Origin of the sequence: Actinomyces sp. ICM47, from assembly GCF_000278725.1 — a bacterium.
Classification (GTDB): domain Bacteria; phylum Actinomycetota; class Actinomycetes; order Actinomycetales; family Actinomycetaceae; genus Pauljensenia.
Window position 1 is genome coordinate 1 of sequence record NZ_ALCA01000092.1, and the last position, 13,219, is coordinate 13,219.

A 13,219-nucleotide genomic window follows, 5' to 3' on the forward strand; every position below is an offset into this window, starting at 1 on the left:
GGAGGGGATGACCGCGGTGTCCATGGGCGGCGGCAGGGCCTGGCCGGGCTTCGAGCCGACGCGCCGAGCCGAAGGCTCGCAGCGCGTACGGCGAGCGGGCGGGCCGCCGCCCACGGACACATACAGCGACCCGGCCCGAAGGCGCCCGGGAACACCAGCGGTGCCACCCGGGCACGCCAAAGGGGCGGGTACCGAAGTACCCGCCCCTCACTCAGCCACGACCTCGTCGAGGCTCAGGCTGAATCAGGCTCAGCCCTGACGGCGGCGACGCATCCACAGGAGGAGGCCACCCGCGGCTGCGGCGCCCAGGCCGGCGGTGCCGACCAGGCTGTCGAAGCCGGTGCGCGCGAGGCGCTGTGCCAGGCTAGTGCTGGGCTTCGTGGCCGGTGCGTCGGGTGCGACATAGCCGAAGTTCACGCCGGTGACCGTCGGGTTATCGAAGCCGATGGTGATCTCGCCGGACATGGAGTCGGCGATGCCGTCCGGGTCCTCGGTCTGGTCGAGGCCGGCCAGGGCGCCGTCGGCGTGGACCTTGACGCGGTAGGTGCCAGCGGGCAGCTTCTCGAAGGAGTAGGTGCCGTCCGCGGTGGTCATCGCGGTGGCGACAACCGTACCGGAAGCGTCGATCAGGTCGACGGTCACGCCCTCGAAGGTTTCTTCACCGTCGGTGTAGGAACCCGACTTGTCGGCGTCACGGTAGACGCGACCGGCGATTGAATAGTCGGGCACGTAACCGAAGTTGACGTTTTCCTGGAGGGAGTTCTCCGGACCCATCGTGTACACCGCGGAGGTGTCGTCGACGGTGGCGTCGGGGTCCTCGGTCTGGTCGTAGTCTTTGATGGCCGAGTAGCGCACGACCTTCACGGTGTACTTGCCGTCCTTGAGGTGTTGGAAGGCGTAGGTGCCGTCCGCGGCGGTGTCGAGCGTCTGCACGACGTTGCCATCTTCGTCCAGGAGCTGGACGCTGACGCGCTCAAGGCCGGGTTCGTCACCGTCGATCATCTTGTCGCGGTTGTCGTCGCGGTAGACGGTGCCGGTGATCGTGTTGTTCGGGGCGTAGCCGAAGTCGACGTCACTCTTGGTGGGGTTGTTCTCGTCGAGGGTGATCGGCTTGGACGCGTTGTCAAGTGTCGTGTCCGGGTCGCCGGTCTGGTCGGCATCGGCGAGCACGCCGTCCTTGACGACCTTGATCGAGTAGGTGCCGTCGGGCAGGTGCTCGAAGGAGTACGTGCCGTCCTTGTCGGTCGTCGTGGTGGCAATGACGGTGCCGTCTTTATCGAGAAGCTGGACGGTCACGCCGGAGTAGCGTCCTTCGGTGTCGCCCTTGCGTCCGTCGCGGTCACCGTCGCGGTAGATGGTGCCGTTGATGGAGTTGTTGGCGATGTATCCGAAGTTGACATCCGTCTGGGTACGGTGATCGTTGCTGAGCGAGATGACGCCGGAGGCGGAGTCCTTGGTGGAGTCCGGGTCCTCGGTCTGGTCGAGGTCGGTGAGAGCACCGTCCTTGACGACCTTCACGGTGTAGTCGCCGGCGGGCAGCTTCTCGAAGGAGTAGGCGCCGTCCGCGTCCGTCGTGGTGGTGGCGACGACCTTGCCGTCCTTGTCGCGCAGTTCGACGGTCTGGTTGGCGTAGCCCTTCTCACCGGTGCCGTGCGACTCGGAGCGGTCACCGTCACGGTAGACGAGGCCGTGGATCGAGTAGTCCGGCACGTAACCGAAGTCGATGTGGTCCTTGGAGGGGTTGTCCTCATTCAGGGTCACAGGTTCGGAGGCGTTGTCCTTCGTGGCGTCCGGGTCCTCGGTCTGTTCGGTGTCGGCGAGTTCGCCGTCCTTGACGACCGTGACGGAGTAGGTGCCGTCAGGCAGCTTATCGAAGGAGTAGTTGCCGTTCGCGTCGGTCGTCGTGGTGGCGATGACCTGTCCGTCCTTGTCGAGGAGCTGGACGGTGACGCCGGAGTATCCGGGTTCGGTGCCGTCCTGGTCGCCGTTGCGCGAGTCGTCGCGGTAGACGGTGCCCGACAGGGAGTTGTTGTTCACGTAGCCGAAATTGACGTCCGTCGTGGACGGGTTGTCGTTGTTCAGCGTGATGGGCTCAGAGGCGTTGTCCTTCGTGGCGTCCGGGTCACCGGTCTGCTCGAGACCAGCGATGGGGCCATCCTGAACGACCGTGACGGTGTAGGTGCCTGCGGGGAGCTTGTCGAAGGAGTAAGCGCCGTCCGCATCCGTCGTGGTCGTGGCCACAACGGTGCCGTCCGCGTCGCGCAGCTGAACGGTCACGCCCTCGTAGAGCTTCTCGTCCGTGTCCAGCGCGCCGGAGCGGTTGCCGTCGCGGTAGATCGTGCCCTTGATGAAGTAGTCGGGCACGTAGCCGAAGTCGACGTCCTTCTTGGTCGGGTTGGCCTCGTCCAGGGTGATCGGCTCGGACGCGTTGTCCAGCGTCGAGTCGGGGTCGCCCGTCTGCTCGGTGTCGGCCAGGGCACCGTCCTTGACGACCTTCACGGAGTAGGTGCCGTCGGGCAGCTTGTCGAAGGAGTACATGCCGTTCGCGTCGGTCTTCGTCGTCGCGATGACGGTTCCATCCTTATCGAGCAGCTGCACGGTCTGCTCGGGGTAGCCGGACTCTCCGGAGTTCAGGGCACCGGAGCGGTTGTCGTCGCGGTAGACGGTGCCGGAGATTGAGTTGTCCGAGATGTACCCGAAGTTGACGTTCTCCTTGATCGGGTCGTTCAGTTCGAGGGTGATGTCACCGGAGGTGTTGTCCTTGGTGGCGTCGGGGTCCTCGGTTTGGTCGAGGTCGGCGATGGGGCCTTCCTTGCGGACGCGAACCTTGTAGGTGCCTTCCTCCAGGTTGGTGAAGGTGTAGGCACCGCTAGCGTCGGTGGTCGTAGTGGCCACGACGTTACCGGCGTTGTCGAGGAGGTCGACGGTCACGCCCTGGTAGAGCTTCTCGCCGTCCTCAAGGGACTCGGAGCGGTCGGCGTCACGATAGATCGTGCCCTTGATCGTGTAGTTCGTGGCGTAACCGAAGTTCACGTTCTGCACGGAGGGGTTGTCGTGATTCACCTGGACCACGCCGGAGGTGTGGTCCTTCGTGTCGTCGGGGTCCTCGGTCTGCTCAAGCTTCTTCAGCAGGTCGGAGGGTTCCACCTTGACGGTGTACTTGCCGGCGGGCAGCTTCGTGAAGGAGTACGTGCCGTCCGCCTTCGTCGTGGTCGTAGCGACCGTTGCCCCGGCCTCGTTGAGGAGGTTGACGGTGATGCCGTCGAAGCCGGGCTCACCGTTGTTCAGGGTCTCAGAGCGGTCCTTGTCGTAGTAGACGGTGCCGGAGATCGTGTAGTCCTCCGCGTAGCCAAAGTTGACGTTGGTGACGTCGGGGTCGGAGCGCGTGAAGGTGATGGCCTGCGAGCGCGAGTCGCCCTGACCGGAGGGGTCCTCGGTCTGCTCGGTGGAGGCGAGCGGGCCGGTCTTGTCGACCTGGACGGTGTAGGTGCCGTCGCCGAGGCCGGTGAAGGAGTAGTTGCCGTCAGCGTCGGTCGTGGTGGTGGCCACGACGGTGCCGGAGGCGTCAACTAGGTTCACGGTGATGCCGGACTGCGGGATATCGCCGCTGTCCTTGGTCTTGTCGCGGTTCTGGTCGAGGTAGACGTTGCCGGAAATCGCGTGCTTCTTGACGTAGCCGAAGTTGATGTTCTCCTGGACGGGGTTGTCCGCGTTCAGGGTCACGGTCCCGGAGGTGTTGTCCTTCGTGGAGTCCGGGTCCTCGGTCTGGTCGAGGTTAGCGATTGCGCCAGCCTTGGTGACCTTGACGGTGTAGTCGCCGGCGGGCAGGCGCGTGAAGGAGTAGTTGCCGTCAGCGTCAGTAGTCGTGGTCGCGATGACGGCACCGTCGGGGCCGAGCAGCTCGACCGTGATGTCCTTAAAGCCCTCTTCACCGTTGGTGTAGGAGGAGGAGTCGTTGGCGTCGTAGTAGACCTTGCCAGACAGGCGGTGCTTGACGGAGATCGAGGCCTTCGCGATGTTGTTGTCCGGGTTCTGGTCGTACTCGGGCGGGTTCACGAAGGAGGCCGTGTTCTCGAGTGTCTTGCCGTCGGTGCCCTCGTCGAGCGTGACGGTGACGTACAGCGAGGCGTACTGGCCGGCGAGCATATCACCGAGCTTCCACGTGTTGCCGTCGAAGGTGCCAGCGGCGTTACCGGTGTTGCACTCGCCGGGCACGCCGGAGGTGTAGCCGGAGGTGCACAGGTGCGACTCGGCGGAGACGAAGGTCGTGCCGGCGGGGAAAGCCTCGGCAACCTTGACGTCGGGGGCCTTGCCCTGGCCGGAGTTGCCGGCGTCGATGCGGAAGGTGACATTGTCGCCGGGCGCGAGGTTGTCGACGTCGGAGACGACGGTCTTGTTCAGGGCCACGTCGAGCGCAACGACCAGGGCGACCTTGATGGGCTCGGTCGGCAGGATGGCTCGGTTGTTCGAGGCCTGGGTGGCGGCGATCGCGACGGATTCGTAGGCAGTGCCGCTCGCGTTATCGGGTGCCTTGATGGGCACGATCAGCGGGATGGAAGCACCCGCCTTGATGGGGGTGGCCTGTCCGTTGATGTAGACGCGGTAGGACTTCACGTCCGACCACGAGGCCGGGGTGGCGGTCCAGTCGTTGTCGCACCCTGCGGGGGAGGCGGTCATGGCGTCGCCCTGGTTGATGACTTCACCGCGGCAGGGATTGGTCGAGGTGGAGTACTCGATGGTGACCTGGGAGGGGTCGATGCCCGAGCCGGTGCCGATCTGGATGGGGCCGGTCATGATGGGTTCCCATTCGGAGTCGCGCGAGGCACCGCCCTGAACGGAGGTGTCTCCGACGTAGGGGAGGATGCCGTATACGGTCATGTCGGACAGGTCCGCGTTACCGGAGTTGGTGGGCGTGATGCGGAACTGACCGTCTTCGCCTTGGCGCATGACGGAGGGGCCGTCGGTGTACTTCTTGTAGACGGAGCCGGGCACGGAGCCCAGGGATTCGAGCACCACGTCGGCACCGGCCTGCTCGGAGACCGTGAAGGTCGAGGAGACGGGGCACACCTGGTCGGCGGTATTGCCGTCACCGTTGACATCGTAGGTGTCGTCGGTCGAGCCGTAGAAGCAGATGGTGGTCTTCTTGGAGGTGAGCGCGTACTCGGGTTCAGCAGCGGAGATGTAGGCCTCGTTCTTGTGGGTACCGGCGCTCATCGAGGGACCGACCTTGCCGCGCAGCTGAATGGTGGTACCACCCTTGGTCTGGTAGCCGGGCCACGTGACCTGGACGAGCTGGCGGGTGCAGCCGGTCGCGTCGGTGACGTCTCGGACCGTCACTGTCTTTTCCTTGCCGGCGGGGCCTCCGGTGACAGAACCCTCGACGAAGGTCATGCCGCAGGGCAGCAGGTCGGAGATGACGGGCTGGGAGTCGACGACGGTCGAGGTGTTGTTCGCGGTGACACTGAAGGTGACCTCGGAGCCGGGGGACGCCAGGCTGCCCTTGATCGTGGACTTGGCGTTGTAGTACTTGGGCAGCGCGGTGCCCAGGGTCAGGACGTCACAGAAGTCGTCGGCGGGGATCGCGATGTCGTGCGTGCCGTCGAGGGACTTCATGGAGAAGTCGGTGACGCAGTTCTGGACGCGCACCCACTGGTCGGACTTGTCGGCCTTCCAGGCGGCGGCGTTCTTGTCGACGTCGACGTAGGTGACGCCATCCTCGGTGGTGGGCGTGCCCGCGCCGATGGGGCCGGCGACGTTGAGGATGGAGGATTCGCCGGCGGGGATCGTCTGCTTGTAGTGGAAGACGGTCAGGTATTCGTCGGCCGCGAAGGAGGAGAAGTCGAATGCCTTGCCGCGAGAGACGGTCTGAGTGCCGGTGTTGCCCTTGTTGGTCCAGTAGGTGATCTCGATGGGCGTCGTCGTCTGCGTATCGATGGTCTTGACGCGCATGAGGGGCTTGTCGCAGTCCTTGGAGCCGTCGGTGGGGGACACCAGGCCACAGGTCATGTAGTCGGTGTACTCCATGACGACAGGCACGTTGGACTTGTTGTCGTAGCTGTAGAGCCAGTTGCCCTGCTTGCCACGCTCGAACTGGCTCATGGCACGCTTGTTGAAGCCACCGCCGTAGCGAACCTCATTATCGAAGTGGTGCGTGAACGAGGCATTCGCGGTGAGCGTCTTGGTCTCGTTGTGCATTTCGTTGCCGGTGAGCTTGGCGGTGTTGGTGACCGTGTCGTCGGTGCAGGTGTCGTCGTAGTGGACGGTGACGGACAGGACCACGTTCATGAACGCGGGGTTCACGTCGCCGATGTTCCAGGTGACCGTGTGGGTCACGGCGTCGTAGGAGCTGGGCACGGTCGCGGCCGTGTTGGTGATGGTGTTACCCGAGGCCGTGGAGGACACGTAGGTCGCGCACTGGGGCAGCGGGTCGGTGACGACGACGTTCGTCATGTTGGTCTTGCCGTTCAGACCGTCGATCGTGGTGTCGTACTTCGGGGTGATCTGGTAGGTCACATCCACGTTCTTCGGGGTCGCGACGGGGCCGGTTTTCGACAGGAGGGGCGTCGGCTCGGAGTAGATCGTGACGGTGTCCTGTGCGGTCACGGTGGTGTCGCCCGAGGAGAAGGTGGCGACGGGGGTCACCGTGGAGCTGCCGGGGGTTACGCCGCGAGGCGCGGTGAACGTCAGCACGGTCTGGAAGGACGTGCCGGCGGCGACGGTTCCGAGGTTGTAGGTGACGAGGCCGTCCGTGGTCGCTGTCGGGCGCTTGATCTCGGGAGTAACGACCTTGTTGCCGGCGGTGGCCGTGGCGTTGACGCCGTCGGGAGCCGAGTCAGGGTTGGAGTCACCTGCGGGAGTGATCGTGTGCGGCAGCGTGATGGTCACGACCGAGTTCAGGCAGTCCTCTGTGGTGGAGGCGCAGGAAAACTCGACGACGTAGCGTTGTTCGACGCCTGACAGGTAGGAGTCCTCGTCGGCGTTGATTGCAAGTTTGAGGGTGGGGGGCGGCCGCATATGTGGGCAGCGACGTCACGCCAAGAAGGACGAGAGCGGTCGTCACCAACATGGCAAGCAGCTGGGCTGGCCTCGAAGCCTTTGACCATGTGTCGTTGATATGCACAGCGTTCTCCTGTTGTGCGTATAAGGGATGAATCAGGCCAATTTTAGCGGTTTCAAAGCAAGTGTGAAAAAGTGGCAACTATTGCAAAACTGCTCGTAACTAAAGGTTTATTAGGTCAGATTTCAAACTTCTGACCGATTGTGTGAAAGACTTATTCACACAGTTTATTCACAAGTGTGCACAGGCCTGTGGATAAAAATTGGCGGAATACCAGCTCAGGGTCATTAGTCCCAGAAGTGACCGCTGATGATCAACACCATCTACAGACATGACCAGCTGGTCGGATAAATAACGGCACACAGCCTCCGATACGCTGACATGTGAGGCCATCGCCAACAAATTGCGGAAGCTCACATACGACAAAACCCGCAACCATCAGGTTGCGGGTGAAAAGTGGAGCTAACGGGACTCGAACCCGTAACCCCCTGCTTGCAAAGCAGGTGCGCTACCAATTGCGCCATAGCCCCGTTGGAGAAGCTCAGCCCTCCACGACGTCCGTCACGGACATCCACAGATCGGCATTGTCAGAAAGATCAAGGAGAACTTGTCGAACGACGATACCAACGGCAACGACGGATCCGACAGCCACACAACACGTGACCAGCTTCTTCATGATGATCCTCCGCTCAAATTCGCCTGCGGATGGTGGGCCTAGGTGGGCTCGAACCACCGACCTCAGTCTTATCAGGACTGCGCTCTAACCTACTGAGCTATAGGCCCAACCGGCACCCTTGCGGGCACTCGGATATAGTACACAGCATCGAGCCCTTCAGCAAAATCGAGAGTTGGTGACGTCCACCACGCAGCCGCCGCGCAGGGCGCGGAGCAGAAAAGAGAACCCTCGTGACCACGATTATCGACTACGTTCGCAGGGCAACGACGCCGCTGCGTACAGACCTTACGCCAGCCGATGCCCTCACCCTCGCCGCACTGTCGTACGCAGACTTCCACGCTCTGGTCGGCCCCCGCTCCGCCCGGGGATGCCTCCTGAGCGAGGTCGCCCAGGCCTCGTCCATCCTCGCCCTCTACGATCACACGATGATCACCAAACATAACCGTGCACTTCTGCGCTCCCTGCTGCGCGCAGTCGGCGCGAGTCCACGGTTTCAAGACATGCGGGTGCGCGACGCCGTCACGCGGATCGGCGTGCAGCCGCTCGCACAGTTCGGCGCGGTTACGTTCATCGACGAGGCCGGGGCGAGCTACGTGGCGTTCCGCGGCACCAATGGCACTGCGGTCGGCTGGGCAGAGGATGCGCAGTTCGGCCTGGATTTTCCGACAATTGCTCAGCTGTGGGCGGCGCGCTACCTGCTATATGTGGCCCGACGCACTGCCGGACCGGTCACCGTCATCGGCCACTCCAAGGGCGGGAACTTAGCCCTGTATGCGGCCGCCGCGACGTGTGTGCCGACGCTCCAGCACGTGTTTTCCTTCGATCCCGTCGGCTTCCCCGAATCCGTCATCGATGACGGTTTCTTTTCCAGCATCGCACCTCTGACGAGCGTCTACACGCCGGCCGAATCCTGGGTGAGTCCCCTGTTTCCGCTGCCCACAGGTGCTTCGATCATTGCATCGCTCTGGCGGGGTCCGCTGAGCCACAACCCATACACGTGGCTGATCGACGGATCTTCACTCCTGTGCGACTCAAGGAACCCATCGCGCTCGGGGGCTGCGCTCGGGGGCCTCGTCGGTCTCCTGCTGAGGGTTCGGCCGATTCGGGTCGCCCAAGACCGCTGAGAGGCCTCTGCGAGTGTCTTTGAGCCGCCTCGGATCGGCTTGCACCATTGCCCCCCAATGCGCACGTTAACCCACCTAGTAGCGGCTCAGCGGCCCCGCCGCGCTCTTATCGAAGGACTCCTCTCGTCCGCACGCGGGCCCGCTATTCCGAAGCTGGGCCCTCTCGTCCGCACGCAGGCCCGCTATTCCGTATGCGGGCAGCCTCGCCCACGCTCCAATTAGCGGGTTTAGGCTATTGGACACGCGACGTTGCCGTGTTGCATCACTAGATGTCAGGCCAGCGCGCGGCCTGGTGCTCTACTCGTTGTTTGCGCTGTGGCCACGGGGCATCAGCTTTGAACCTGGCCGCCGTTGGACACTGGAGCTACACTCTCGTGCCCTGTGATATCCGCCGCCTGGGTGGTTTGGAGGTCGTGGTGGCATGAGAAGCATCGAATCGACGCATCACCGGCACGCGCGGCACTCATAAGGGAGCGTGCCGCCCAAAGTGCAGACCACCTCGCCGAAAAACGGCAAAAATGGGCTGTTATGGGTGAGGTGGTCTGCGATTTGGGCAAATCCAGGAACGAGGCAAACACGACCACCTACAACAGCGACTTTCCCGCGCAACACAGCCGACAAGTCACCACCCCAGCAACACGATATGTCCACCCCTCAAGGTGGCCTCAACCAACTAAAACACCAACTTTTCCCCACCAACAAGCCAAAAAGTCACCCTTTCAGCAACACGTAGTGTCCTATCACCCAAACTTTCATCCATCCCAGATAAACGATGCAATTCCAACGCTCTCATGTCAAAACTCGACAAGAGCCACAGGGGAATTACGTGCGACATTGTTGGTGAACCACGCCAACGCAGCACTAAGGACCGCGTTGAGGATGGATCACCGCAAGAACGGACCCAGTACGGTCTGACCCGTCATCCACGCGGATAGGAAACGAGCAGGCGGATAGGTTACTGCCTCACGGATAGCTTAATATCCTATCCACATACACATAACCTATCCATGTAGCCACTTCCTATCCACGTGCAGCCCGAATGAAGAGCGTAGAAGCACTCGAAGGCACCCAGAACCCAGATGGTCGCCAACCCCGGGCACCAACACACGCGCGCACACGCGCACACGCACACGGGCATAGCAAAAAGGGCCGACGTGAGCCGACCCCTTGCGCGTGATGTTCTCACTCGTCCATGAGAGACACCTTAATGCCGCCCACCAGGGACGCGACGACGTTGTAGAGCATGGCACCCAGCGTCGACAGGGCGGTGAGCAGAATGACGTTGATAACGGCGACGATGGTCGCGTAAGAGATGACGCGGGGCAGGCGCGCGTAGTCGAGGAGGTCAACGAAGCGACCGGCACCGACGGTCTGGAGGAATTCTTCGATCTGGCTGAAGACGTGCATGGCGTCGACCATGAGCCACAGGACGATGGTGGCGATGACGAGCGCGATGCCCAGGGCGACTGACAGAAGGAAAGATACCTTCATGACGGTCCACGCGTCGATGCGCGCGATCGCCAGGTCAACTCGGCGGGGAGCGTCTGTGCGGGCGCTCGTGACGTGGTCACTCATGTGATTCCTTCCAGGTCGCACTTCCTACAGCCAGGCTACCGTATCGCCGGGCCCCGGCGCAGGGTCCGCGCCGCTTTGGAATGTTGATCACGGGACGAGGGCAGGCCTCGTCCCGTGATCGTCATTTACTTGTCGTACTTGTCGGTGTCGTCGGCTGTGTCGCCGCCTTCAGTGGGCGCATCCGTCTCGGCGAGGGTGCTCTCCTGGGGGAGGTCCTCGGTGGAGGCGTTCTGCGCGGAGTCGACCACAACTTCGTCACCAGAGTCGTCACTGGAATCGTCGCCGGAGTCGGGGTTACGGGTGATCGCGATGATGCGGTCGCCTTCGTCCGGTCGGGCAAAGATGACGCCCATAGTGTTGCGGGTGGTGGGTCGAACGTCGGAGGCGTTGACTTGGACGAGTTTGCCGGATTCGGTGATGACCATGACGTCTTCGTCGGGGCGCACGACGAGGGCACCGACGAGGCCGCCGCGTTCGTCGACGAGCTTGCCGACGCGCACGCCGAGGGTGCCACGCGACTTGGTCGGGTATTCGTCGACGGGGGTGCGCTTGGCGTAGCCGGATTCGGTGACGATCAGCAGGTCGGTGTCCTCGCGCGGGACCTCCATGCTGAGGAGCTCGTCGTCGCCGCGGAACTTCATGCCGCGCACGCCGGAGGTGGAGCGGCCCATGGAGCGCAGCTGCTCGTCGGTGGCGGTGAAGCGCACTGCCTGGCCGTCGCGGGAGACGAGGATGAGGTCCTCGTCGGCCATGATGGTCTGCGCGGAAACCAGCTCGTCGGGCTTGCCGTCTTCGTCCTCGCGCAGGTTGATGGCGATGATGCCGCCGGAGCGGGGCGAGTTGTACAGGCTCAGCGGGGTCTTCTTCACCAGGCCGCGCTTGGTGGCCAGGACCAGGTAGTCGGCGTCTTCGTAGGTGCGGATCGCGAGGACCTGTGCGATGTGCTCGTCGGGCTGGAAGGCCAGCAGGTTGGCGACGTGCTGGCCCTTGGCGTCGCGACCGCCTTCGGGGATCTCGTAGGCCTTGGCGCGGTAGACGCGGCCGAGGTTGGTGAAGAAGAGCAGCCAGTTGTGCGTGGTCGTGACGAAGAAGTGTTCGACCACGTCGTCGCCGCGCAGCTGGGTGCCGCGCACGCCTTTGCCGCCGCGCTTCTGCGAGCGGTAGTTGTCTGTGCGGGTGCGCTTGGCGAAGCCGTCGCGGGTGATGGTGACGACGACGTCCTCTTCGGGGATGAGGTCTTCCATCGACATTTCCCCGTCGAAGGGAAGGATGCGGGTGCGGCGCTCGTCGCCGAACTTGTCGACGATTTCGGACAGTTCGGTGGAGATGATGGCGCGCTGGTGCTCGGGCTTGGCGAGGATGTCGTTGAGGTCGTCGACGCGGGCCTTGAGTTCGGCGTACTCGTCCATGATCTTCTGACGCTCGAGGGCGGCGAGGCGGCGCAGCTGGAGGGCCAGGATCGCGTCGGCCTGGATGGCGTCCACGTCGAGCAGTTCGATCAGGCCGGCGCGGGCCTCGTCGACGGTGGGGGAGCGGCGGATGAGGGCGATGACCTCGTCGAGGGCGTCGAGGGCCTTCAGGTAGCCTTCGAGGATGTGCAGGCGTTCGAGGGCCTTGCGCAGGCGGAAGCGCGTGCGGCGCACGATGACGTCCATCTGGTGGGTGATCCAGTGGCGGATGAAGCCGTCGATGGACAGGGTGCGGGGTACGCCGTCGACGAGCGCGAGCATGTTGGCGGAGAAGTTCTCCTGCAGGCTGGTGCGCTTGTAGAGGTTGTTGAGGACGACCTTGGCGACGGCGTCGCGCTTGAGGACGATGACGAGGCGCTGACCAGTACGACCGGAGGTTTCGTCGCGGATGTCGGCGATGCCGCCGATTGCTCCGTCGCGCACGAGCTGGGCGATCTTATCGGCCAGGTTGTCGGGGTTGACCTGGTAGGGCAGCTCGGTGACGACGAGGCACTGGCGACCCTGGATTTCCTCAACGTTCACGACGGCGCGCTGCGTGATGGAGCCCCGACCGGTGCGGTAGGCGTCTTCGATGCCCTTGTGGCCGAGGATGGTGGCGCCGGTGGGGAAGTCGGGTCCGGGGATCAGCTTGAGGAGTGCTTCGAGGAGTTCTTCGCGCGAGGCCTCAGGGTTGTCGAGCGCCCACTGGACGCCGCGCGCGAGTTCGCGCAAGTTGTGCGGCGGGATGCGCGTGGCCATGCCGACGGCGATGCCTTCGGATCCGTTGGCCAGAAGGTTGGGGAAACGGGCAGGCAGGATGGTGGGTTCCTGGTTGCGGCCGTCGTAGTTGTCCTGGAAATCGACGCATTCTTCGTCGATGTCGCGGACCATTTCCATGGCCAGGGGCGCCATCTTGCACTCGGTGTAACGGGGGGCCGCAGGGCCCAGGTTGCCGGGGGTGCCGAAGTTGCCCTGGCCGGCGACGAGGGGGTAGCGCAGCGACCAGGGCTGCACGAGGCGTGCGAGGGCGTCGTAGATCGCAGCGTCACCGTGGGGGTGGTAGTTACCCATGACCTCGCCGACGACGCGGGAGGACTTGGAGAACGAGGAGGTGGGGCGGTATCCGCCGTCGTACATGGCGTACAGGACGCGACGGTGGACGGGCTTGAGGCCGTCGCGTACGTCGGGCAGAGCGCGTCCGACGATGACGCTCATCGCGTAGTCGAGGTAGGAGCGCTGCATCTCCTTTTGCAGGTCGACCTGGCGAATGCGCTCGGTGTCCGAGATGTGCCGCGCGTCAGTAGTCTGCTCGTCGCTCACGTTTTTCCTTACGTTGTTT

Annotated in this window: 5 protein-coding genes and 2 tRNA genes; 1 reads left to right on the top strand and 6 read right to left on the bottom strand. The window is 63.5% G+C overall.

What is annotated here, in order from left to right:
* Positions 1–249 precede the first annotated feature (249 nt).
* From HMPREF1136_RS06060 to HMPREF1136_RS06070, 4 genes are all read right to left on the bottom strand, one after another.
* Positions 250–7,014: an SdrD B-like domain-containing protein gene (locus HMPREF1136_RS06060; RefSeq protein ID WP_009648460.1), complete on the bottom strand. Its 6,765-nt coding sequence runs from the start codon at positions 7,012–7,014 to the stop codon at positions 250–252.
* 500 nt (positions 7,015–7,514) lie between these two features.
* A tRNA-Ala gene (locus tag HMPREF1136_RS06065) sits at positions 7,515–7,587 on the bottom strand.
* An 11-nt stretch (positions 7,588–7,598) separates the two neighbouring features.
* Positions 7,599–7,733, bottom strand: a complete 135-nt coding sequence (locus tag HMPREF1136_RS11240; protein WP_009648458.1) for a DLW-39 family protein — start codon at positions 7,731–7,733, stop codon at positions 7,599–7,601.
* A gap of 30 nt (positions 7,734–7,763) precedes the next feature.
* Positions 7,764–7,840 (bottom strand) — tRNA-Ile (locus tag HMPREF1136_RS06070).
* 123 nt (positions 7,841–7,963) lie between these two features.
* On the opposite strand from HMPREF1136_RS06070, the gene HMPREF1136_RS06075 reads away from it, so the two are divergent.
* Positions 7,964–8,857: an Mbeg1-like protein gene (locus HMPREF1136_RS06075; RefSeq protein WP_009648464.1), complete on the top strand. Its 894-nt coding sequence runs from the start codon at positions 7,964–7,966 to the stop codon at positions 8,855–8,857.
* A gap of 1,182 nt (positions 8,858–10,039) precedes the next feature.
* On the opposite strand, the gene HMPREF1136_RS06080 is transcribed toward HMPREF1136_RS06075, so the two are convergent.
* Positions 10,040–10,432, bottom strand: a complete 393-nt coding sequence (locus HMPREF1136_RS06080) for a DUF3566 domain-containing protein (protein ID WP_009648470.1) — start codon at positions 10,430–10,432, stop codon at positions 10,040–10,042.
* 125 nt (positions 10,433–10,557) lie between these two features.
* Positions 10,558–13,200 carry a DNA gyrase subunit A gene (gene gyrA, locus HMPREF1136_RS06085; protein WP_009648457.1) on the bottom strand — a complete coding sequence of 881 codons (2,643 nt, stop codon included), beginning with the start codon at positions 13,198–13,200 and terminating at the stop codon, positions 10,558–10,560.
* Positions 13,201–13,219: the final 19 nt, after the last annotated feature.

Bases quoted from the DNA above. Each gene is read 5' to 3' on its own strand.
- HMPREF1136_RS06060 (WP_009648460.1), bottom strand. From the start codon at position 7,014: ATGCGGCCGCCCCCCACCCTCAAACTTGCAATCAACGCCGACGAGGAC.
- HMPREF1136_RS11240 (WP_009648458.1), bottom strand. From the start codon at position 7,733: ATGAAGAAGCTGGTCACGTGTTGTGTGGCTGTCGGATCCGTCGTTGCC.
- HMPREF1136_RS06080 (WP_009648470.1), bottom strand. From the start codon at position 10,432: ATGAGTGACCACGTCACGAGCGCCCGCACAGACGCTCCCCGCCGAGTT.